This is a genomic window from Virgibacillus salexigens (assembly GCF_014905415.1).
Lineage (GTDB): Bacteria > Bacillota > Bacilli > Bacillales > Amphibacillaceae > Virgibacillus > Virgibacillus salexigens.
In genome coordinates, this window is record NZ_BNEO01000001.1 from 1,062,321 (window position 1) to 1,085,799 (window position 23,479).

Here is a 23,479-nt window from a genome sequence, read left to right on the forward strand (position 1 = left end):
CGGATGTAACTTTTTATACTCGGATAGTAATTCGGAATATCTGTGTCTAAAAATGCTTTATCTCGCCTGATTCCATTATCATGTACTAAAATAATCTAGGATGGCATCAGTAATGCGACGAGATGCTTCACCGTCCCCATATGGATTTGCAGCTTTCGCCATGTCATCATATGCCTGTTGATCAGATAAAAGCTGATGAGCTAATTGGTATATCGTACCTTCATCCGTTCCAGCTAATTTTAAGGTTCCAGCATCAATTCCTTCCGGCCGTTCTGTCGTATCCCTAAGAACAAGCACAGGTACGCCTAATGAAGGAGCCTCCTCTTGTACACCACCTGAATCAGTCAAAATTAAATGGGAACGCGCTGCAAAATTATGAAAATCAACTACACCTAATGGTTTAATAAGTTGAATACGCTCATCATTACCCAAAATATCATTTGCTGTTTCCTGTACTACAGGATTTAAGTGAACTGGATAAACAACATGTATATCATCATGGGTTTCTACTAGACGCTTAATCGCTCGAAACATTTGCTTCATATTATTCCCTAGATTTTCTCTACGATGAGCGGTCATCAATACAAGACGCTTGTCTCCTAGTTCATCTAAAATAGGATGCTGATACGATTGATCCACCGTTGTTTTTAATGCGTCAATGGCTGTATTTCCTGTAACCACAATATGCTCTTTAGGTTTATTTTCTTGGATAAGATTCTGCTTGGATTTCTCTGTTGGAGAAAAATGCAAGTCCGCCATTACCCCGGTAAGCTGGCGATTAAGCTCTTCCGGATAAGGAGAGTATTTATTCCATGTTCTAAGGCCTGCCTCCACATGTCCAACCGCAATTTGATTGTAATATGCAGCAAGCGAAGCGGCAAATGTTGTTGTTGTATCGCCATGAACAAGTACAACATCCGGCTTTGTTTCTTTCATAACCTCATCTAATCCTTCTAAAGCACGCGTTGTAATCTGTGCTAATGTTTGCTGCTTCTTCATAATGTTCAAGTCGTAATCAGGGGTGATAGCAAAAATATCTAGCACTTGATCTAACATTTCCCTATGCTGTGCGGTTACCGTAACAATCGATTCAAACTGATCCTTACGTTTATTTAGTTCCAGTACGAGTGGGGCCATTTTTATAGCTTCCGGCCTTGTTCCAAATATAGTCATTACTTTAATCCGGTTTGTCATTATCTCTCACTCCAAAGACTATTCATTATCGAATCTCTCTATTTATTTCGTACCAAACAATCGGTCACCTGCGTCCCCTAGGCCTGGGATAATATAGCCTTTTTCGTCTAACTTTTCATCTAAAGCACCTAAATAGATATCAACATCGGGATGGTCTTTTTTAATAACTTCTACCCCTTCTGGAGCTGCAATGAGGCACATTAATCGTATATTCTGAGCACCTCGTTTTTTTAATGAATGAATCGCATCATTTGCTGATCCACCAGTTGCTAACATTGGGTCGATAACGATTAATTCTCGTTCCTCAATATCGGAAGGTAATTTAATGTAGTACTCCACAGGCTGTAACGTTTTAGGATCGCGGTATAAGCCAACATGCCCTACTTTTGCAGCTGGAATTAGTTTTAACATACCGTCTACCATACCTAACCCAGCACGAAGAATAGGAACCAATCCAATTTTTTTACCTGCTAAAACACTTGATTCTGTCTCCACAACTGGTGTTTCAATTGTTTTTGGTTGCAGCGGTAAGTTTCTGGTAATTTCAAAGGCCATAAGCATCGCTACTTCGTCTACTAATTCACGAAATTCTTTCGTTCCTGTATGCTTATCTCTTATGTACGTTAATTTATGTTGTATTAATGGATGATCCAATACGAAAACCTGTCCCATTTTGCCGTTCACTCCTTTTTATTAGTTGCATCTTTAAAATTGTACTCAAAATTAGACGAGCTTTCAACCTGTGCAGGAACATTTACAGATTGCAAATCGCTTACAGGTTTGTAAACAATACGTTAACATGAACGATTTATAGAGATTAACTGCCCAATTTCATTACCTATATTTACTAACCCAAAGCAAAGAGATGCCCTAAAAGGGCATCTCTAACAATTATGCATACACGGTATACAATGGAAATCTTTCGGTTAAATCTTTTACACGTTGTTCTGCTGTCTTTAACACATTTTCATCTTCATGATTTTTCAGTGTGAGTGCAATAATTGCTGCTATCTCTTTCATTTCTTCTTTACCGAACCCACGAGAGGTGACGGCTGCGGTTCCAATTCGAACACCACTTGTTACAAACGGACTTTCTTTATCGAAAGGAATGGTATTTTTATTTGCAGTAATCCCAATATCGTCTAAAACCTTTTCTGAAACTTTCCCGGTTAAACCTAATGGCGTAACATCCAATAATAGCAAGTGGTTGTCTGTGCCACCAGATACAATTCGAATTCCTTCTTCTTGTAGCGCTTGCCCCAGCATGGTTGCATTCTCTATAATTTGTTTACTATATGTTTTAAATGAATCTGATAAAGCTTCTTTAAATGAAACTGCTTTTGCAGCAATAATATGCATTAAAGGTCCACCCTGCATTCCAGGAAAAACCGTTTTATCAATCTTTTTGGCAAATTCTTCTTTACATAGAATCATTCCACCACGTGGGCCACGCAATGTTTTGTGAGTTGTTGTAGTTACAAAGTCAGCATATGGTACTGGATTTGGATGAAGACCAGATGCTACTAAACCTGCAATATGAGCCATGTCGACCATTAAATATGCCCCTACATTATCTGCTATATCTCGAAATTTAGCAAAATCGATCATCCGAGAATAAGCACTCGCCCCCGCCACAATTAGTTTCGGTTGAACCTCTTGAGCTTTGCGCAGAACAGCATTGTAATCTAATTGTTCGGTCTTTTCGTCTACACCATATTCAACAAAATTATAGAGTGTTCCACTAAAGTTGACTGGACTACCATGGGTTAAATGACCTCCATGATTTAAATTCATCCCCAACACTGTATCTCCTGGCTCTAATACAGTAAAGTAAACTGCCATATTTGCTTGAGCCCCAGAATGCGGTTGTACGTTTGCATGATCAGCACCAAATAATTGTTTAGCACGATCTCTTGCTAGGTTTTCAACTACATCTACATGTTCACACCCACCATAATACCGTTTTCCAGGATATCCCTCAGCGTATTTATTAGTTAATACTGAACCCATTGCTTCCATAACTGCTTCCGAGACAAAATTTTCAGACGCAATAAGCTCAATTTTATCCTGCTGTCTTTTCTTTTCTGCTTCCATAGCTTCAAATAATTCAACGTCGGTTTGTTTTACATGTTCCATCGTAACCCCTCCTATGTATTTTATACTACTTAAGTTGTAAGCAAATTATTTACAGCTTTCTGTTACAGTTGAATTTGTATCGGGATATTTGGCACGATGCCCACCAATACGTTTTGGACGCGTGAATGCCGCATTAACACGAGCACCTCCCAGGTTTCTTTGTTGAAAACGAAGTGGGACAGCTACCGATTTCAAATGCATCCCTATCATGGTTTCTCCTATATCCATCCCAGCATGCGCAGAAATAGTCTCCACCACAACAGGATTTTTCAGATGTTTAAAAGCAAAAGAGGCCATTGAACCTCCCGCTTTTGGTACTGGTATAACGGAAACTTCTTGCAACTGATAGCGATTCATCGTTTCCCTTTCCACAACAAGCGCACGATTTAAATGCTCGCAACATTGAAAAACTAGATGGACACCCGTTTGCTCACGAAGTTTAAGTAATTGTTCAAAGATCACAGCAGCAATTTCTTCACTTCCAAGTGTGCCTATTCGATTCCCACTTATTTCACTTGTTGAACAGCCTAATACAAACAATTCCCCGTCGTGCAGATGCCCAGATCGGTCCCATTCTGACTGTAGTATTTTCATTTCTTGCCTGATACGATCGAGCAGTTGGGTCATTTTTGATCACCTGCCATCCTAAATTAGATCAGAACGTAGTTTATTCTCTACTTTTCCTCATACGTCTTAATCTTATCAATACGGTTTGCGTGACGCCCTCCATCAAATTCTGTCTCTAACCATACTTTAGCTATCTCACGTGCCAGCCCTGGTCCAATTACTCTTTCTCCCAAGGCTATAACATTTGAGTTATTATGTTGACGAGTCAATTTAGCACTATAAACATCATGTGTTAATGCACATCGTATCCCTTTCACTTTATTAGCTGCAATGGACATACCAATTCCTGTACCACATATAAAAATACCTCTATCAAACTCCCCATTAGCAATACGCTCTGCTGCAGGCAATGCATAATCAGGATAATCAACAGAAGATTCACAGCTACAGCCAACATCTTCGAATTCAATCTCCATCTCTTCCAGTAAATCTTTCACTTCGTTTCGTATCGTCATTCCTGCATGGTCTGCGGTAATAATTACCTTCATCTAAGCGCACTCCTTTCTAACTAAGCTAATTAACATTGAACTTATGAATTTGCTGTTTTAAATCATTCGTTTGTTCTTCTAATTCATATGCCAGACTATCCACCTGTTCAATCGTACTTGCTTGTTCATGGATAGCTGCATTTACTTCCTCAGCTCCAGCAAATGTTTCTTCAGCAATCGCAGCTACCTCCTGAGATTGCCTTACTGTATTTTGAATTGAAAGTAACTGGCTGTCTACTAAACCTGATATTCCCCCTATTTCTGCTGCAACATCTTCCACAGATTTAGACATGTTGGTAATCGACATGTTCACTGTTTCCCCATATTTCGCTTCCTTTATGGCATAAGATACATTTTCATTCAACTTATCAACGACAGCTGAAACATCTTCTTGGATTACAGTAATTAAGCCAGATATTCTTTGCACAGCTTGAGCACTTTGATCTGCCAACTTTCTTATTTCATCAGCAACTACTGCAAACCCCTTCCCATATTCTCCAGCACGTGCAGCTTCTATTGAGGCATTCAAGGCTAACAAATTCGTTTGATCCGCTATATCACCGACCAAGGTAATAATCGTCTCGACCTGCAATGCATTCTGCTTTAAATGGGCAACATCTTGTAAGGATAGCTCTTGTTCATTTGCCAACTTTTGAATTCCGTCTACTAATCGATTAACAGACTGTTTCCCCTGTTGCAGAATAAGAAGCATTTCATCCGATTTATCCTTTGACTGAGCTGCCTTTCCTTGAACTTTTTGGGCTAATTCGGTAGCTAACTCCACAGATTCTACTGTCTGTTGAATTGCCTCTGCTGAGCTTTCAGCGCCTTTAGAAATATCATCAATTGAAGTTTGAATAAAAGATGAATGCTCCGAAACTTGATTAGAGGCTCCTTTAATTTGAATTACTGATGTATTCGTACTTTCAAAATGCCTATCTATATTATGTACGATATTCGCCAAATTTTTAAGCATTTTATCAAAAGAAATTCCAAGTGCCCTAACTTCATCATCAGATTTAGAAATCTCAATGTGTTGATTTAAATTTCCTTTTGCAGCTTCGCCAGCAGCGTGTTCAAGCTTAGATAGTGGTTTGGTAATAACATGTGCAGCAAAAAACGCTAAAATTCCTGACCATAAAATACCAAGAATTAAAGTACTTATTGTAAATAGTTGTTCGGAAATCCCCCAAAATCCTTGTACATAATCATAGATGTAGTAAAGAAATATAGCACTTACGGAATATGTAACTAGTGCTAATAAGGTAGTGAATAAAACTAATTTCAAACGTAAACTAAATCGATATTTCTTCTTCTCCATTCTCTGTTCCCCTGCCTAATAATTTAATTTCTTTTGCAGCAGGTCAATATTTTCTTCCAATTCATTCAGCGTTTCCTGATAAATTTGCATATCTCCACCAAATGGATCTGAGATATCATAATTGATTAAATTTGCTTCTAGTCTACGAATTTGTTCAATATCATGCGCTAAATGATCTTGTATCTTTTTTGCGAGTAAAGAATTATCCAATTTATGTTGGTTTTCCTGAATAAATAATGACCTTTTTTCCTCGTACGCTGCATATAACTTTTTTAATTTTCCCCATATTTCTTTATCGGCTTCGGAAACATATTCTTTTAACGTATAATATTTATCTTGAAAGTTAGGGTACTCCATAATTAGCGACTGTTTATGTTGGGTTGTCATTGTTAAGACGACATCTGCCCAATTTAATAGTTTTGTGGTTATAGGCTGAGAAGAATGGTTCATATCGATTTGTTTTTGTTTCAAAGCTTCCATTGCTTTTGGACTTGCTTGTTGACCATTTACTGCAAAAATACCGGCAGACTGCACTTCTACTTCGGGGATTTTGTCTTTCACTAGTGCTTCCGCCATTGGGCTTCGACACGTATTTCCAGTACAGATAAATAAAATTCTCATATAGGGAACCTCCGATACTAAACGCTACTTCCAATATATCATATTCTGCTTCAGTTAAACCACCACATTTTATTCCTATTAAAAGAACCTCGTTCTTAGTTGAACGAGGCCGATACAAGATGAAGTTTCATTCCATCATGCGTATTCCTAAATCCAAGTTTCTGATAAAAAGCGTTAGCCAATAGTCTACGTTTATCCGTAGTTAATTGAACAACATGGCATCCTTTTTCCTTAGCTAATTTTATCGCCTGACATATTAAATAACTACCAATTCCTTTTCCCCTAACCATTGAACTCGTTCGAACTCCTTCTATGGTAGCTCGCCACGACCCCTGGTACGTTAGGTACGGAGTAAAAGTCAATTGTAAAACCCCAACAATTTGATTACGAATAACCGCTACTAGTAATTGATTATTAGGATCTGCTGCAATTGCTTGAAATGCTTCTATATATGAACCCGGAAGCTGATTTACCTCATTTTCTCTATGTTTTCCTAACGGGTCATCTGCAAGTAATTTTTACTATAGCTGGAAGATCTTGTTGATCAGCGCATCGATAGCTTAGAATATCCTTCATATTCTCCCTCTTTCCAGTACCATTTACAACTATTATCAGTTTACATAAATACAACTCAAATGAATAATACGAGGTTATTATTTCTACTGATAACTTTCTCTTATCGTTATCCAAATACTAACCGTAGACCGAATGCCACTAGAATACTTCCCCCTAAAATCTCACTATACACACCTAAAAACCCACGAACTTTTCGTCCCAAGAACATGCCAACCCAGGAGAGAATGGTGCTCATCACACCAAATAGTAAGAGCGCTACTAACGTCTTTACTCCTGACATGCCAAGACTTAAACCTACCGAAAAACTATCGATACTCAACCCAAAGGCTAGTAAAAACATCCCTACTCCGATTGGTTGGATGATTTTTTTTGCTTGGTGGTTAAAAGAGGAAAATACCATTTGACAACCAATACCAACAAGTAACAACCCACCTGCTAATGTTGTTAAATGGCCAATTTGGGAAGATATCAATTGTCCCAATACAATTCCGATAAAGGGCATCAGAAGGTGAAATACGCCTATAACAAGACCAATTAATGCAACACGTTTTAGTCGTAAACGCTGCATTCCTAGCCCAAGGCTTACGGAAAAAGCATCTAATCCTAATGCCAATGATAAAAATAATAGTGCTGTAAATTCGCCAATATATCCTGACATCCATAATCCCCCTTGGACATGCTTATAAACTATATGCACGTCCAAAAGAAATTATGATTCTCAAAAGATCTTATCCATCTGGCGTACGATCTCGATTCATTTTTTGGGAGGACAATTATGTCGACTAAGGCTATATACGAATAATGGCCCCTCTTATAGATATCGTAGTTGTAAGTTCGTACATTATAGAATTAAGATTTCCATACTGAGAGGTATTCAGCCTTGTCGCCCCCATTCCCATGTTGTTTGCTCATTAAAAAAGACACTCTTTCGCCTATCTTGATAGAGGAGGAGCGTCTTTTCGTTTTCAAACATGTTATTTTGCAGAGAGTTATATTCCATTTTCTTAAGGAAAACAACTCAAGCTTTAATCCCTATATATATAGTTACTTGCAGCCTTTTTCAACCGATTCATCACCGCTTGACCAATGCCCTTTTCCGGAAAAGCTTCACATATAATAATATCCACATTACTTTGTTTGAAGGTCCGTAATGCATGGTATAAATTCGCTGCGATCTCACTCAGATTTTCTCCTAAAGCGATCGCTTCATCTGCTACCAGTTTATCAACAATGTGATTACTAGCTATAAGTCCTACACGATTTCCGGTTTCCTTTTGTCCTGTAATTTCTTGCTGCATTCTTTTCAAGGAACCATCGATAATCCACAAAGGAACTTCTGGTGAATAATGACGATACTTCATTCCTGGTGACTTCGGTTTGTCTGATTGGTTTGCTAAAGCTGGATCTGTCATAACAACCCCAGTAACTTTTTCAATTTGCTCTTGGGTAATGCCCCCAGGACGTAAAATAACTGGAATCTCTTGTGTACAATCGATAACTGTAGATTCAAGTCCAACACCTGTTGGCCCTCCATCCACAATCCCAGAAATCCTACCATTTAAATCTGCAAAGACATGGTTTGCTGTTGTAGGGCTAGGTTTTCCAGATAAATTTGCACTAGGAGCTGCAATAGGTAACTGACACGCCTTTAGTAATTGTTGTGCAACAGGATGACTCGGAATACGAACTCCAATTGTGGATAATCCTGCAGTCACATTTGTGGCACAGATGCCATTACTGGGCAAAACAAATGTCAATGGACCTGGAGTAAAAGCTTCAATTAAGTTATCCACATAGCCTGGCCATGGTCCAACGAGTTTTTCCATCTGAACACGATCTGAAACATGAGCAATTAACGGATTGTCTTGTGGACGCCCTTTTGCTTGAAATATCTTATTAACTGCGTCATGATCGGTAGCATTTGCACCGAGTCCATAAACCGTTTCTGTTGGAAAAGCAACTACTTCTCCATTGATAAGCATGGTTGCAGCTTCATCAATTGCTTCACAATCTTTAAGTTGATTATTTGTAAGTTTCCAATAGTTTGTTTCCATCATGCTACCTCTTTTCTACCTTTTTATTTTAGTAGATAGAGGATGTTTTCGCAATCATTCATCTACCAAGTTATACACAGAATAGATTCAAAAGTTATCCACATATATAAATACGTATAAAGAGGATTTTTTGTTGTTTATATCTTTTTATACACAGTAATCCACAGCTTCACAGTTAATTATCAACAGAAACTGTGGATTTTTTGTGAATCATGCTTATGATACGTGATATAACCACCAATTTCCTTCACTTTTATCATATTTATCCACGAAAACCCTTTCTTTTTGTGGATGAAATTGCAACGCTTCCAATAATATATCAACGACAGGCTGATGACTATGCACATAGACACGCTGTGCATGCTGCTGTTTTGCCATCATTAAAATTGCTTCTAATAATACTGGAAGTATAGCTGCTTCTGATTGAGTAATATATAACTGCTTAAGCCAATATGTTCCTTCTTCCATTTCTTCAAGAATAAAACATCCCTCTATTTGTCCTTTTAATTCGACTACATAGCCCTTACACAACAAACTCTGTCTTTTTACATTAGGGTTATTTTCTAAAAACTTATCTATTTTTCCCTCTTCTGCTTTATCCGCCGGAATTAAATTCATACTTTCACCTCTCTATTTGATTTAATAGTTTTCAACCTTTTACCTTATCTTATGCACGTTTCACTAAAACTATGACAATCCTAGCCATTCAAATAGAAAAAATTTCACCTCTGCATCCTTTGTTTCCTCCGCTTCCTTATGTTCTTTAGAATCCGCTTCTTTTGATTCATTTTCTTCTGATTCCGCAGCCACCGCACTTGTACCATTAGAGAAATCTAGAAAACATAATGGTGGAAAAAGAACACACCACCAGTTCGCACCTTTTCCCTCACCAATAGTGATTAATACAGCTTCATATTCGCCTGCTGGGTAGATGTAAGATCCATATATCTTAGCAGGAAAACTTATATTTTTCCCATATTCCACTTTATAATCATTTTCTTCGCCTGATTCCTTTATAACCTCCGCAACTGTTTGGTTAATTTCTGGAATCCGCTTTTCTATCAATCGGCGAGCTTCCTTAATATCTGTAATATCTTCAACCCATTTCGTTATTTTTTCGTTTACACGATCACGAACTAACCGTTTCAATTGCTGATCCTCTTGCTGATCACTGTTTGCCAAAATCCGCAATCGAATTGCCTCATCTGGTATCACTTGATACTCCTGATTCTGGCTTGATTGTTCAGGGTGTTTTCCAATAATGTGCGTTGGAATACTTAATAATAATATGAAAATAATAAAAACAAAAAATACTAGTTTCTTCATTACCTATTTCCTCCCTTACTATAAAAAACAGTATGCTCGGAAGAAGATAATTTTAAACTAGTATTCTATAAATTATTTTAAGAGAATCGTGACAAAAGTTCTTAAGCTCTATTCTGCGAGATTCTAAAGCTGCGCTGTTACGATTCGATCTTTTCCATTAATATCTTTTATAATTGCAACATCACTATGTGGATAACTTTCTTTTAGAAGCTTCAAAACTTGAGGTCCTTGTTGATGACCAATTTCAAAAACAATTGTTCCGCGTTTACATAGCACCTGCTTTGATTGATCAATCAGTTTGATATAGGCAGCGAGTCCCTCATCCTCTGCAAATAAGGCGAGCTCAGGATCAAAATCCCTTACTGTATCAGCAAGCTCCATCTTCTCTTTTATCGAAATATAAGGAGGATTAGAGACAATCATATCAACATGAATTTGTTGATCAATCAAAGGCTGTAGAAAATCCCCATCATGAAAATGGATAGCTGCTTGATGATCATCTGCATTCTTTTTCGCTACTTTTAGCGCTTCTTTTGATAAATCAGTCGCATGGATCTTAGCATCTGCTAGCTCTAACGCAAGTGTAATGGCAATGACACCACTTCCAGTTCCAGCATCAACAATTACTGGTAACTTATCCACAGATTTACCCTCTGTGGATGAAATACTATGATAAACGAGTTCTTCCGTTTCTGGTCTGGGGATAAGCACATGATTAGTAACATAGAATTTACGTCCATAAAAATACGCATATCCCATTAGATGTTGTATAGGAATACCAATAGTAGCATGTTGTTTAATATCCTCTACATACTTAACTAACACATCTTCTGGAATCCAATCTCTCATCATGGTATAAAACCTCGATGACGACACATTTAAATGATATTGCAGGAGAAGTTCAGCTACTCTTTGTTCCCGATGATGCTGTTCTAAAAAAAGAGAAGCCCAATTTAGGACTTCATATTGCTTCATTGCCTTCATTTTATTCACCAATTTGTTCTAATTTTTTCGTTTGTTCTTCTAATAATAAAGCTTCAATAAACTCATCCAATTTTCCTTGCAGTATTTGATCTAACTTCTGTATCGTTAAACCAATTCGGTGATCTGTCACACGATTTTGCGGAAAATTATAAGTACGAATTCGCTCTGAACGATCTCCCGTACCAACAGCAGATTTTCGAGTTTCATCATATTCTGCCTGTGCCTCACGCTGGTACATATCATAAATTCGTGCACGCAATACTTTCATTGCTTTTTCTTTGTTTTTTATTTGTGATTTTTCATCTTGTATAGAAACAACTACCCCTGTAGGTTCATGCGTTAAACGGACAGCCGACATTGTCGTGTTAACACTTTGCCCTCCTGGACCACTAGATGCAAATGTGTCCACCCTTATATCTTTTTCATGGATATCAACTTCGACTTCTTCTGCTTCAGGAAGAACAGCCACAGTGGCAGTTGATGTGTGTATACGGCCACCAGATTCTGTTTCAGGTACTCGTTGAACACGATGCGCACCGTTCTCATATTTTAGTCGTGAATAGGCTCCTTTTCCATTAATCATAAAGATAATCTCTTTATAACCACCTACACCAGTAGTACTTGCTTCCATAACATCAATTTTCCAACCATATTGCTCTGCATAGCGAGAATACATTCGATATAAATCGCCAGCAAATAAAGCAGCCTCATCTCCGCCAGCTGCACCGCGAATTTCCATAAACACGTTCTTATCATCATTAGGATCTTTGGGGAGTAGAAGGATTTTCATTTTTTCCTCTAGATCGGTTTTATTTTCATTAAGCTCAGAGATTTCTAATTTTACCATCTCATGCATCTCTTCATCTAAATTATCTTCTAACATTTCTTTCGCATCTTTTAACTGAGATGTTACATCTTTATATTCACGGTATGCTTGAACAACATCTTCTAGTCCTGCTTGTTCTTTAGAATATTCACGGAGTTTTGTTGAATCATTTACTATTTCCGGATCACTTAGCATTTCATTTAATTTATCATAACGATCTTCTAAAGATTGTAAACGTTCTAGCATCACGGTCACCTCTTTCTGATTAACAGTATAATTATAGTATACTCCTGATGAGAGGTCAAAATTATTCCTGCTTTTCTTTTATATATTGGTCGATGCTTGTGGATAAATACCTTTGCCTAGAACAAATACTATTGTTAATTGCTTCAAATAGGAAAAAAGACGTCTATGGACGCCTATTATTTAGATAACTTTGACAAACTATTTAAAATAGTATTATTTGGCTTATTGGGAACTTCATGGTGATGGCGGCATCTTGGTTCATACGATTCTGATGCTCCTACAAGAATCACTGGATCATCGTATGAAGCGGGTTTATCATTAATTAAACGCTGCGTTCTGCTTGCTGGTGATCCACATATTGGGCATATCGCATTTAATTTAGTTACTGATTCACTTAGTGCCATTAACTTAGGCATTGGCCCAAATGGTTCCCCACGAAAATCAGTATCTAATCCAGCGATAATTACGCGAATCCCACGGTTAGCTAATTCCTCAGCTGTCTCAACAATATTTTCATCAAAAAATTGAACTTCATCAATCCCTATAATGTCGACCTTCTCATCTATATGCTCTAATAGTTCGTCCGAACTTTTTACAGGTCGAGCAATGATCGAAGTACCGTTATGTGAAACAACTGCTTCTTCCTCGTAACGATTGTCAATTGCTGGTTTAAACACACGTACAGATAAATTTGCGTACGTAGCACGACGTACACGACGGATTAGTTCTTCTGATTTACCTGAAAACATACTCCCGCAGATTACCTCTACCCAGCCGCTCTGTTTCATCACATACATGATTCGTACCCTCTCTTTCTCATTCTATGTATTATATTCGTCTAACCTATACATTTATTGTAAAACTTAGATCGTATCACGTCTAAGTTGTCCAAGAATTTTTATTTTATCAATAGTAAAAGTAAAAAAACAGGCAAAATTAGACGTTTTGCCTGTTTTTACAGTTATACTCAATGATTAACCTTGAGATTATTCTCAACGTTTTCTAGAAATTAACCTCGGCAACGATGCAGTTGCTTCAGTTGTTTATTTCATATTATATTTCTTCTTGAATCGGTCTACACGTCCGCCAACTTTGTCAGCTTTTTGTTTACCTGTGTAGAAAGGATGTGAATCTGAGCTAATCTCAACACGGATTAACGGGTATGTGTTACCATCTTCCCATTCGATCGTCTCTTCAGATGATTTCGTTGAGCCACTCAAAAATTTGAAATCAGAGCTAGTATCTAAAAATACTACTTTTCTGTACTCTGGATGAATATCCTTTTTCATGTCATTCCACTCCTTTTTGCCCTGAATCCTTTGGAAACAGAGTTATTGTAAGAGCCGTCATAGGTAGTAAACCTTATCTAAACTCACATAAAAAGATTATAACAGTATGCTATACTGAATGCAATAGTCTTGACTTAAATAATATCTTATACAGAACAAGCATTGATTAACGTTTGGTGCCACGTCGCTTCATTTCTTCATCCATTAATTGGAAGAAATCATCATTGGTCTCTGAGGACTTAAGTCTTCTCAAGAAGCGTTCAAGAAAATCATTTGAGTCTTGCATGGTTTTACGGATAGCCCACATTTTGTCAAGATGTGATTTTTCTACAAGAAGCTCTTCTTTTCTTGTTCCAGATCGTAGAATATCAATAGCAGGGAAAATACGACGTTGTGCCAAGTTACGATCTAAGTGCAATTCCATGTTTCCTGTTCCCTTAAATTCTTCATAAATCACGTCATCCATACGCGAACCGGTATCTACTAGCGCTGTTGCAAGTATAGTGAAGCTACCGCCTTCTTCGATGTTTCGGGCTGCACCAAAGAATCGTTTTGGACGATGGAATGCTGCTGGATCGATCCCTCCAGACAAGGTACGACCACTTGGTGGAATGACCAGATTGTATGCTCTTGCCAGTCTTGTAATACTATCCATCAAAACGATCACATCACGCTTGTGCTCTACTAATCGCATTGCACGCTCTAATACTAACTCCGAAACTTTAATGTGACTTTCTGGTACTTCATCGAATGTAGAGCTTACTACATCCACATCTGGGTGAACAGAACGTTCGATATCCGTTACTTCTTCAGGTCGTTCATCTACTAGCAATATAATCAATTTTGCATTCGGGTGGTTCTCCGAAATACTATTAGCAATTTCTTTTAATAGAATGGTTTTACCTGCTTTTGGCGGTGCTACTATTAATCCACGCTGCCCATAACCTACGGGTGTCATTAAATCAATAATTCGTGTAGATAATTTATTTGTTTTTGTTTCTAATTTCATTAAGCGATCCGGATACAACGCTGTTAATGCAGGAAAATGAACACGCTCTTTTGCTGTTTCAGGATCATCGCCATTTACAGCATCAACATGTAATAGCCCATAATATCTTTCATTTTCTTTTGGAGGGCGAACTTTCCCAGATACCTTGTCCCCATTCCGTAAGTCAAAACGGCGAATCTGAGATGCAGAAATATAAATGTCTTCTGCACTAGGCGAATAATTTATTGGTCTTAAAAAACCAAACCCCTCGGAAGGAATGATCTCTAATATCCCATCCATAAATAAATAACCATCTTTTTCAGCTTGTCCTTTTAAAATTGCAAAAATAAGTTCTTTTTTCGTTAGCTTTGCATAGTAAGAAACTTTATATTCTCGAGCTAACGCATAAATTTCTTTTAGTGTTAACGTCTCCAGATGGGAGATAGTTAATTCTGCCATAAAAATCACCACGCCTATTCATATTTAAAACGTAAAATTGTTTTTAAAAACCAGTAAAAAAGCTAAAGAGTTGTATGACACATTATTATAGTTATTTACGTTACCTTCCTTACAAACATTCATTTAATAATAAAAAATATAATTGCAAAACCCATTTCAATAAGAGTCCAGAGATTTTTTACTCCTTTTGGAAGGTTTATCCTTGTAGAAATGAAGAAAAGGTAGAAGCTAGATTAGAAGTCAGCAAAATAATCATGTATTAAACATATACCATAATACTCTTTTGATACATAATATTCAACACTATAATTATAATTATCTAAGAAATTCTTGAAAATTGAGGTGTTGGTCCTGAAGATGTCAAATGAATAGAAAAGGAAGCCACTTAACGCGGGCTCCCTTTTCCGTTAGATCTGAAAAAGAAAGTATTGTTACTTTCTATTTGTAACCAATTTTTAATCCATTCATACATTAGGATTTGATTACTAGATTTGGTTTTTTCTGCAGGCTGTGAGCCCCGTCAACGAAACGGACGGTACCACTCTTCGCACGCATTACGATCGTTTCTGTTTTTGCTTTCGATCCTTTAAATTGAACGCCTTTTAATAATTCGCCATCCGTAACTCCTGTAGCAGCGAATATAGCGTCATCTCCACTACAAAAATCTTCCATCATCAATACTTTATTTAGGTCAGCAATTCCCATCTTATTACAACGTTCTTCTTCCTCTTTATTCGATGCAACAAGCTTTCCTTGCATTTCACCACCTAAACATTTCAAAGCTACTGCTGCAATAACTCCCTCTGGAGCACCGCCAGTTCCTAATAAGATGTCTACTCCTGTTTCATCAAATGCAGTATTAATCGCACCGGCTACATCCCCATTGGATATTAATTTAATTCGTGCACCTGCTTGGCGGATTTCCTCAATCAATTCTTTATGGCGAGGTCGATCCAATACGGTTACAACAACATCTTCTACATCTTTATTTTTAGCTTTAGCTACAGCTTGAAGGTTCTCTAACGTAGAAGCATTAATATCAATTTTGCCAACAGCCTCTGGACCAACAGCAATCTTTTGCATATACATATCAGGTGCATGTAATAACGTTCCTTTATCCGCAATAGCAATAACTGCTAGAGCATTCCATGAACCATTTGCTACGATACTAGTACCTTCTAGAGGATCGACGGCAACATCGACACCTGGCCCATGGCCAGTACCAAGGTTTTCACCAATATAGAGCATTGGTGCTTCATCCATTTCGCCTTCACCTATTACCACGGTACCTTGCATTGGAATCGTATCAAACACATCACGCATAGCCGTTGTTGCTGCGTCATCTGCCTCATCTTTTTTACCTCTACCCATCCAACGGGCAGATTTTAAGGCGGCCGCTTCGGTCACCCTGACTAATTCCATTGTTAAGCTTCTTTCCATTATAATCTCTCCCTTTAGTAAAATATCCTCATCCCAAGAAGAATTTTTACAAAGGTTTGCAATCACCTTCATGCTACGTTAGGAATTCTGTAGTTGTATAATTTCTTGGTCTGTCATCTCTTCGCGCCATATATTAGCACCAAGGTTAGTTAACTTCTCTGTAATTTTCTCATAACCACGGTCAATATGATCAAGTCCAGTAATTTCTGTGACCCCGTTCGCCATAAGACCAGCAACAATCAATGCTGCACCTGCTCGTAAATCCGTAGCGTTTACTTTTGCACCTTGTAGTTGAACAGGACCTGAAACAATAGCCGAACCGCCCTCAACCTTAATAGAAGCATTCATTCTTCTCAATTCATCAATATGCTTCAGTCTAGCAGAATAGATTGTATCTGTAACTACACCTGTGTTAACTGCTTTTGTTAATAAGGAAGTGAACGGCTGTTGCAAGTCTGTCGGAAAACCTGGATAAACAAGTGTTTTGATATCTACACTTTTCAATGGATTATTCGGTGTAATTAATAGCTGTTCGCCACTTTCCTCTATGGATACCCCCATTTCACGTAACTTTGCCAATAACGATTCCAAATGGGGGGGGATCACATTATCAATTACAACCTCCTTTCCCATCGATGCTGCTGCAATAATGTAGGTACCAGCTTCAATTCGATCAGGGATTATCGTATGCCGACATCCACTCAAAGATGAGACACCTTCGATCCGAATAACATCTGTTCCTACACCTTTTATTTTCGCCCCCATATTCGTAAGTAATGTGGCTACATCGATAATTTCAGGCTCTTTGGCTGCATTTTCAATAATCGTTTTCCCTTTTGCTTTAACAGCAGCTAGCATAATATTTATGGTTGCTCCGACACTTACAACATCAAGGTAAATTCGTGCCCCTCTTAACTCATTTGCACGTAGATAAATTGCTCCCTGTTCATTGGTAACTTCTGCACCGAGTGCTTCAAAACCTTTAATATGTTGATCAATCGGACGTGGACCTAAGAAGCAACCGCCGGGAAGGCCGATGACTGCCTTATTAAATTTGCCAAGCATTGCTCCCATAAAATAATAGGAAGCTCGTAATTTTTTTACTTTGCCATTTGGTAATGGCATAGCAATCATCTTTTCAGGATTGATATGCACGGTCTGTCCATCCCAGGAAACAGTTCCGCCAATCTCTTCAAGTAGATCACCAAGTGTATAGACATCGGATATTTCTGGAAGTCCTTCGATAGTGACATCTGAATCTGCCAAAATAGCTGCCGGCAAGAGTGCTACAGCACTATTCTTAGCCCCGCTAATGCGTACTTTGCCATTCAAATAATGGCCGCCTTCAACTAACATTTTTTGCATGTAGAAAACCCCACTTAGGCAAGGAACATGTTAAGCACAAGTAAGAGGTGCTCACATAATACTTGCAGACTTTATTGCAGCTCGAAAACTGCATCTCTGTTCCTTAGGATGTGTAATTCTTCCATTATTATGCAATTAATTTTGCTTGTTCCAATCAGCTAGGAATTTTTCAATTCCTTGATCAGTTAATGGATGTTTCACCAATTGCCCTAGTACCTTATACGGTAGTGTTGCAATATGTGCTCCTCGTTTTGCAGCATCAATAACATGTAAAGGGTGACGAATAGATGCTGCGATAATTTGTGTTCCAATTTCATGCTTATCAAATATAGTGGATATCGTTTGAATTAGTTCCATTCCATCATGCCCAATGTCATCCAAACGGCCTAAAAATGGTGATACGTATGTTGCTCCAGCACGTGCAGCAAGTAAAGCTTGATTTGCGTTAAAAATTAATGTTACATTCGTTTTTATATTTAAATCACTGAATGCCTTTACTGCTTTCAGTCCTTCTAATGTCATTGGAACTTTAACAGTAATATTTGGAGCAATGGCAGCAAGCTCTTTTCCCTCGCGAATCATACCTTCTGCATCTTCAGAGATAACCTCTGCACTTACTGATCCAGATACTTCTTCTGTAATTTCTCGCAATCGATCATGAAACGAAATGCCTTCTTTGGATACTAAGCTTGGATTAGTAGTTACTCCATCCAATACACCAAGTGCATTTGCTTCACGAATTTCATTAATATTTGCCGTATCAATAAAAAATCTCATTGAACGTTGCCTCCTATGCCCTATTAATTTAATTATGCTTGTTGAGAAGAACCAAATTCACGCATTTTTCCGATTACCGTCTGCTTAATTGCTTCTGTACCTGGTCCTAAGTATTTACGTGGGTCATACAAATCAGGCTTTTCTTGTAACACTTCACGCACTGCTTTTGCTTGGGCTACTTGGTTTTCCGTATTTACATTGATTTTTGAAGTACCGAACGAAATAGCCCGCTTAATATCTTTTGTTGGGATACCAGTACCACCATGTAATACTAATGGAACCTTCACTGTAGCAAGGATTTCTTCCATTTCTTTAAATCCTAGGTTTGGTTCACCTTTATAAGGTCCATGCACGGAGCCGAGTGCTGGAGCTAAACAATCAATTCCAGTTTCATCAACTAAAACCTTGCACTCTTTTGGATCTGCGTAAATGACGCCATCAGCCACAACATCATCTTCCTGGCCTCCAACTGTTCCTAATTCAGCTTCAACGGAAACACCATGAAGATGAGCCAATTCAACAACTTTTTTGGTAATATCGATATTTTCTTCTAATGGATCATGAGATGCATCGATCATCACAGATGTGAAACCTGCATGTATTGCTTCTGCACATTTTGCGAAACTTGAACCATGATCTAAATGTATTGCAACTGGTATTGTTGTACCGTAAGAATCCATCAGTGCTTTTACCATTGATACAACAACATTAAAACCACCCATATATCTTGCCGCACCTTCAGATACTCCAAGGATTACAGGAGATTGCTCTTCTTCTGCTGCTTGAAGTATTGCCTGCGCGTATTCTAAGTTATTTAAGTTGAACTGGCCAACCGCATAACCATTGTCTTTACCTTTTTCCAGCATCTCTTTCATTGATACTAATGGCATGTATATATCCTCCTCTTAGATGAACAATGCACCTATATAAATATAAATTAATTACATTAATAGAATACCAACAACAACACAAAGTAGCAACAATCCTGCTAATTATCCAATAGTTGCTTTTACGAGTTTGCATACTTCATGTATATTAAAAGGTTTAGACAGTACGCTTTCAATTTTGCTGCAATCTTCTTTTTCTCGAATGTCATCTTCTGTCATTCCACTCATTAGAATCGTTGGTACGATTCGATTCTCAGCTTCCATTCTACGCAGCACTTCAAACGCATTAAATATTGGTAACTTATAATCAATCATAAGTAAATGAAAAGATGAATTGTTAATTTTGTCCAATCCCTCTTTTCCTGTTTTAGCAGTTTCAACATGATAACCCTCACTCGTAAGAATATCTGTTAGTAGCATACAAATACCCGGCTGGTCATCAACAACTAAAATTTCCTTTTTCATCAATTGCATATCCCCTTTCCAAAAAAGCATTTATCCCCCATCAGTTATATTCGATACATTTGAAGTAATATCCTGCCGTTAATGATAGTTTTACAACTTTAGGAGTTGATGATATAAGTAGGATCATTGATGAAAACGGATGAAATAGGAAAAAGGGAAGTCACATATGAAAGCAACTTCCCTTTACGGATTAATTATTTTCCTACTTGTTGTTCAACTGCAGCACCAATAAATCCTTTAAACAAAGATTGCGCTCTCGTTGGGCGAGATGTGAATTCTGGATGAAATTGACTTGCCACAAACCAAGGGTGATCTTTAATTTCAATTGTTTCTACAAGTCTTCCGTCAGGACTTGTACCTGAAAAGACAAAACCATTCTCAACCATTTGATCACGATACGCATTATTAAATTCATATCGATGGCGATGACGTTCTTCAATATAATCTGCTCCATCATAAGCAGCTTTTGTTTTTGTATTATCTTGCAGCTTACAAGGATATATCCCTAAACGTAAAGTTCCACCAAGATCAGAAATATCCTTTTGTTCAGGTAACAAATCAATGATTGGGTATGGAGTATTTGGATCAATTTCTGCAGAATGTGCACCTCTCAAACCAAGAACATTACGTGCAAATTCTACAGAAGCTAATTGCATTCCTAAACAAATGCCCAAGAATGGAATCTTATTTTCTCTAGCATACTGAATCGCAGCAATTTTTCCATCAATACCGCGATCTCCAAATCCACCTGGTACCAAGATACCATCCACATGTTCTAAATGTTGGTTTATCGTTTCCTGATCTAGCTTCTCTGAATTAATCCAATGAACTTGAATGTCGGCATCGTATACAAATCCAGCATGCTTTAATGCTTCCACTACAGAAATATAAGCATCTGGTAATTCAACATATTTACCAACGAGTGCAATATCGATTTTTTTAGAGAGATTGCGCACTTTGGAAACCAATTCCTTCCACTCTTCCATGTCTGCATCTTGACAATCCAGACCGAAATGTTCGCAAGTTAAATGATCAAGCCGTTGTTCTTGTAGAGAAATAGGAACCTGATAAAGGGTATCTGCATCGCGCATTTCAATTACTGCATGTTCGTTAATATCACAGAACAATGCAATCTTTTCCTTCATTTCTTTGCTAATCGCTTGTTCCGTTCGTAATACGATAACATCAGGCTGTATACCTAATGAACGTAATTCTTTAACACTATGCTGAGTTGGTTTCGTCTTCATCTCGCCAGCGGCTTTAATGTAAGGGACAAGTGTACAATGCAAGTACATCACACTGTCTCTTCCTACCTCTTTTTTTATTTGTCGAATAGCTTCCAAGAATGGTAATGACTCGATATCACCAACTGTACCGCCAATCTCCGTTATAACAACATCTGCTCCTGTAGCTTCTCCTGCCCGAAACACCTGTTCTTTAATTTCGTTCGTAATATGGGGAATCACTTGCACAGTGCCTCCCAAATAATCGCCACGACGTTCTTTACGAATAACGCTTGAATATACTTTACCTGTAGTAATATTGCTATATTTATTTAAGTTAATATCTATAAACCGTTCATAGTGCCCCAAATCCAAATCCGTTTCCGCACCATCTTGTGTTACATATACTTCACCGTGTTGATAAGGACTCATTGTACCAGGGTCAACATTGATATAAGGATCAAATTTTTGAATAGTCACCTTCAATCCCCTGTTTTTCAACAAACGTCCCAAGGAAGCAGCAGTTATCCCTTTCCCTAAAGATGATACAACTCCTCCAGTCACAAAAATGTACTTGGTCATCGTCTTTCCCTCTTTCTCTGTGTATTCTTTTCTGATCCAATATTAATGCATCAATTGGGTAGCGTAATCTATAGTTTTAGCATGTACTAATCTGCTGAAAAAATAATAAAAGCGCCTCCCCAAATATAATGGGGAAACGCTTTGATAATTAAAATAAAAGAGCCCAATTTAAATTGTACTGATTCATTTTAAAAAAGTCAAGCATCCATTAAATTACCAATCACTACTTAAAAACTTACTTCTCTTCTTCCTCTTCTTCCTCGCTATCTTCAAACTCTTCATCGTCATCAAAGTCCTCATCGAAATCTTCATCTAGTTCATCAAGGTCTTCATCGATATCAAAGTCTTCATCAAAAATTTCCATTTCATCATCGGTGATATCAAGATTTTCTTCCTCTTCCGATTCATTCGCCTCTTCTTTTTTCTTTGCTTTCTTTTTCTTCTTCGGCGCATTGGTAACTTCTTCGTCCATTTGCTCTACTGGGTACCATCTCTTCAATCCCCACATATTTTCACCAATTGTAATGAAACGGCCGTCTACATTTAAATCGGTATAAAACTGAGCAATTGTCGCCTGTTTCTCTTCTTCCGAATACCCTCTTAAATCTGCAAGTTTATTAAATATATCTTTAAAATGAATGGCTTTTTTTTCATCCAAAAGAATTAAACTTGCCAATTCAATCATAGACATATTTTGAATTTGTTCGTGGCTAAAATCTTTTAAGCTCACGGCAACGCACTCCCTTTACTTTATATTAATTGCTTCTTCGCAATACACTATTAAATTAATTGTTTATTTGATCATGTATTTCTAGCAGTTCGCTTCATTAACCATACCATACATTATAAACAAATCTATAGGGTTTATGCTAGAGAAAAAGCAGAAAAAGTTATGTAGGGACAAAATATTTTATTATTTGATCATTCTTACGAACTGGTACGTACAGAAATCATCCAGTAAATCATTTGTTACGGTTTATTTCACCGTTAGACTATGCATTAAAAAATAAATCTGCCTATCGATATAGTCCTCTAAAGTAAATTGCTTCTGTAGCATCCATCTTCGGAAGCCCCACATTTGACCTTGAATAAAAATATTGTTCGCAAGAAGCTCTCTGTCCAAAAGAGAAATCGTTCCTGGAAAACAAGTATCAATTACTCGTTCAAGCATAGCCACCATGTCTCTTTCTTTCTGCAACACATATTCTTTTGTTTCCTTTTTTAAAGATTTGACTTCCTGGTACATGATAACAACTTCTTCTTGCATGTCATCCATCAAATAAAAATAGGACCTTATGACCTTTTCAAAATGTTCGACGGAAGAGTTGGTAAGATCAATTTGAGCTACTAAACGCTCTTGTACTTGTTGGTAAATTGCATCACACACTAAAAACAGGATATCTTCTTTCGTTCGAATATATTCATATAAGGTGCCAATACTGAATCCAGAAGCTTTAGCAATTTCTCTCGTAGTTGTGCGATGAAAGCCTTTCTCCTTGAAAAGCGTAATTGCCCCTTTGATCATTTGTCTTCTGCGTTTTTCAATTAATTGCTGATCCTTAATGGATGTTGAAATTGGATCCATCGTGATGTAGCACCTCCCTT

General features: G+C 37.6%; 25 protein-coding genes. All 25 read right to left on the reverse strand.

What is annotated here, in order from left to right; all coding sequences use genetic code 11:
- Positions 1 to 78: 78 nt before the first annotated feature.
- Positions 79 to 1,194 (reverse strand): non-hydrolyzing UDP-N-acetylglucosamine 2-epimerase, encoded by a 1,116-nt coding sequence (wecB, locus tag JKP73_RS04760; protein WP_200410955.1) that lies wholly within the window; start codon positions 1,192 to 1,194, stop codon positions 79 to 81.
- Between the two features lie 42 nt (positions 1,195 to 1,236).
- The gene (upp, locus tag JKP73_RS04765; RefSeq protein WP_021289829.1) at positions 1,237 to 1,866 is read right to left on the reverse strand and encodes a uracil phosphoribosyltransferase; all 630 of its coding nucleotides are present in this window, start codon (positions 1,864 to 1,866) and stop codon (positions 1,237 to 1,239) included.
- A gap of 219 nt (positions 1,867 to 2,085) precedes the next feature.
- Positions 2,086 to 3,330: a serine hydroxymethyltransferase gene (glyA, locus tag JKP73_RS04770; RefSeq protein WP_038242189.1), complete on the reverse strand. Its 1,245-nt coding sequence runs from the start codon at positions 3,328 to 3,330 to the stop codon at positions 2,086 to 2,088.
- 45 nt (positions 3,331 to 3,375) lie between these two features.
- Positions 3,376 to 3,924 (reverse strand): TIGR01440 family protein, encoded by a 549-nt coding sequence (locus JKP73_RS04775; protein WP_231378664.1) that lies wholly within the window; start codon positions 3,922 to 3,924, stop codon positions 3,376 to 3,378.
- A gap of 80 nt (positions 3,925 to 4,004) precedes the next feature.
- On the reverse strand, positions 4,005 to 4,445 hold the full coding sequence (gene rpiB / locus JKP73_RS04780; protein WP_021289832.1) for a ribose 5-phosphate isomerase B: 441 nt from the start codon (positions 4,443 to 4,445) through the stop codon (positions 4,005 to 4,007).
- Positions 4,446 to 4,470: 25 nt separating this feature from the next.
- Positions 4,471 to 5,766, reverse strand: a complete 1,296-nt coding sequence (locus tag JKP73_RS04785; RefSeq protein WP_160806824.1) for a methyl-accepting chemotaxis protein — start codon at positions 5,764 to 5,766, stop codon at positions 4,471 to 4,473.
- A 15-nt stretch (positions 5,767 to 5,781) separates the two neighbouring features.
- Positions 5,782 to 6,387 carry a low molecular weight protein arginine phosphatase gene (locus tag JKP73_RS04790; RefSeq protein WP_021289834.1) on the reverse strand — a complete coding sequence of 202 codons (606 nt, stop codon included), beginning with the start codon at positions 6,385 to 6,387 and terminating at the stop codon, positions 5,782 to 5,784.
- Positions 6,388 to 6,482: 95 nt separating this feature from the next.
- On the reverse strand, positions 6,483 to 6,836 hold the full coding sequence (locus tag JKP73_RS04795) for a GNAT family N-acetyltransferase (RefSeq protein WP_308436486.1): 354 nt from the start codon (positions 6,834 to 6,836) through the stop codon (positions 6,483 to 6,485).
- A gap of 233 nt (positions 6,837 to 7,069) precedes the next feature.
- Positions 7,070 to 7,621 carry a manganese efflux pump MntP gene (locus tag JKP73_RS04800; RefSeq protein WP_021289836.1) on the reverse strand — a complete coding sequence of 184 codons (552 nt, stop codon included), beginning with the start codon at positions 7,619 to 7,621 and terminating at the stop codon, positions 7,070 to 7,072.
- 367 nt (positions 7,622 to 7,988) lie between these two features.
- Positions 7,989 to 9,017 (reverse strand): L-threonylcarbamoyladenylate synthase, encoded by a 1,029-nt coding sequence (locus JKP73_RS04805; RefSeq protein ID WP_021289837.1) that lies wholly within the window; start codon positions 9,015 to 9,017, stop codon positions 7,989 to 7,991.
- 216 nt (positions 9,018 to 9,233) lie between these two features.
- Positions 9,234 to 9,635 carry a GNAT family N-acetyltransferase gene (locus tag JKP73_RS04810; protein WP_021289838.1) on the reverse strand — a complete coding sequence of 134 codons (402 nt, stop codon included), beginning with the start codon at positions 9,633 to 9,635 and terminating at the stop codon, positions 9,234 to 9,236.
- 69 nt (positions 9,636 to 9,704) lie between these two features.
- The gene (gene spoIIR / locus JKP73_RS04815; RefSeq protein WP_038242185.1) at positions 9,705 to 10,343 is read right to left on the reverse strand and encodes a stage II sporulation protein R; all 639 of its coding nucleotides are present in this window, start codon (positions 10,341 to 10,343) and stop codon (positions 9,705 to 9,707) included.
- Positions 10,344 to 10,466: 123 nt separating this feature from the next.
- The gene (prmC, locus tag JKP73_RS04820; RefSeq protein WP_200411083.1) at positions 10,467 to 11,327 is read right to left on the reverse strand and encodes a peptide chain release factor N(5)-glutamine methyltransferase; all 861 of its coding nucleotides are present in this window, start codon (positions 11,325 to 11,327) and stop codon (positions 10,467 to 10,469) included.
- Between the two features lies 1 nt (position 11,328).
- Positions 11,329 to 12,399 (reverse strand): peptide chain release factor 1, encoded by a 1,071-nt coding sequence (gene prfA, locus JKP73_RS04825; protein ID WP_021289841.1) that lies wholly within the window; start codon positions 12,397 to 12,399, stop codon positions 11,329 to 11,331.
- A 176-nt stretch (positions 12,400 to 12,575) separates the two neighbouring features.
- Positions 12,576 to 13,196, reverse strand: a complete 621-nt coding sequence (locus JKP73_RS04830) for a thymidine kinase (protein WP_021289842.1) — start codon at positions 13,194 to 13,196, stop codon at positions 12,576 to 12,578.
- A gap of 246 nt (positions 13,197 to 13,442) precedes the next feature.
- The gene (locus JKP73_RS04835; protein WP_021289843.1) at positions 13,443 to 13,688 is read right to left on the reverse strand and encodes a type B 50S ribosomal protein L31; all 246 of its coding nucleotides are present in this window, start codon (positions 13,686 to 13,688) and stop codon (positions 13,443 to 13,445) included.
- Positions 13,689 to 13,854: 166 nt separating this feature from the next.
- Entirely contained in the window at positions 13,855 to 15,135 is a 1,281-nt protein-coding gene (gene rho, locus JKP73_RS04840) for a transcription termination factor Rho (protein WP_021289844.1), read from the reverse strand.
- 471 nt (positions 15,136 to 15,606) lie between these two features.
- On the reverse strand, positions 15,607 to 16,575 hold the full coding sequence (gene glpX, locus JKP73_RS04845) for a class II fructose-bisphosphatase (protein ID WP_021289845.1): 969 nt from the start codon (positions 16,573 to 16,575) through the stop codon (positions 15,607 to 15,609).
- 78 nt (positions 16,576 to 16,653) lie between these two features.
- Complete coding sequence (gene murA, locus JKP73_RS04850; RefSeq protein WP_021289846.1) at positions 16,654 to 17,940, reverse strand: UDP-N-acetylglucosamine 1-carboxyvinyltransferase; 1,287 nt, start codon at positions 17,938 to 17,940, stop codon at positions 16,654 to 16,656.
- 135 nt (positions 17,941 to 18,075) lie between these two features.
- On the reverse strand, positions 18,076 to 18,717 hold the full coding sequence (gene fsa / locus JKP73_RS04855) for a fructose-6-phosphate aldolase (protein WP_160806826.1): 642 nt from the start codon (positions 18,715 to 18,717) through the stop codon (positions 18,076 to 18,078).
- Between the two features lie 32 nt (positions 18,718 to 18,749).
- A complete protein-coding gene (locus tag JKP73_RS04860) occupies positions 18,750 to 19,607 on the reverse strand; it encodes a class II fructose-bisphosphate aldolase (RefSeq protein WP_200410956.1) in 858 nt (285 codons plus the stop codon).
- Between the two features lie 102 nt (positions 19,608 to 19,709).
- Entirely contained in the window at positions 19,710 to 20,069 is a 360-nt protein-coding gene (locus tag JKP73_RS04865; RefSeq protein ID WP_031335201.1) for a response regulator, read from the reverse strand.
- Positions 20,070 to 20,263: 194 nt separating this feature from the next.
- On the reverse strand, positions 20,264 to 21,874 hold the full coding sequence (gene pyrG, locus JKP73_RS04870) for a CTP synthase (protein WP_021289850.1): 1,611 nt from the start codon (positions 21,872 to 21,874) through the stop codon (positions 20,264 to 20,266).
- Between the two features lie 235 nt (positions 21,875 to 22,109).
- The gene (gene rpoE / locus JKP73_RS04875) at positions 22,110 to 22,604 is read right to left on the reverse strand and encodes a DNA-directed RNA polymerase subunit delta (RefSeq protein WP_021289851.1); all 495 of its coding nucleotides are present in this window, start codon (positions 22,602 to 22,604) and stop codon (positions 22,110 to 22,112) included.
- Positions 22,605 to 22,850: 246 nt separating this feature from the next.
- On the reverse strand, positions 22,851 to 23,459 hold the full coding sequence (locus JKP73_RS04880; protein ID WP_021289852.1) for a TetR/AcrR family transcriptional regulator: 609 nt from the start codon (positions 23,457 to 23,459) through the stop codon (positions 22,851 to 22,853).
- Between the last annotated feature and the right edge of the window lie 20 nt (positions 23,460 to 23,479).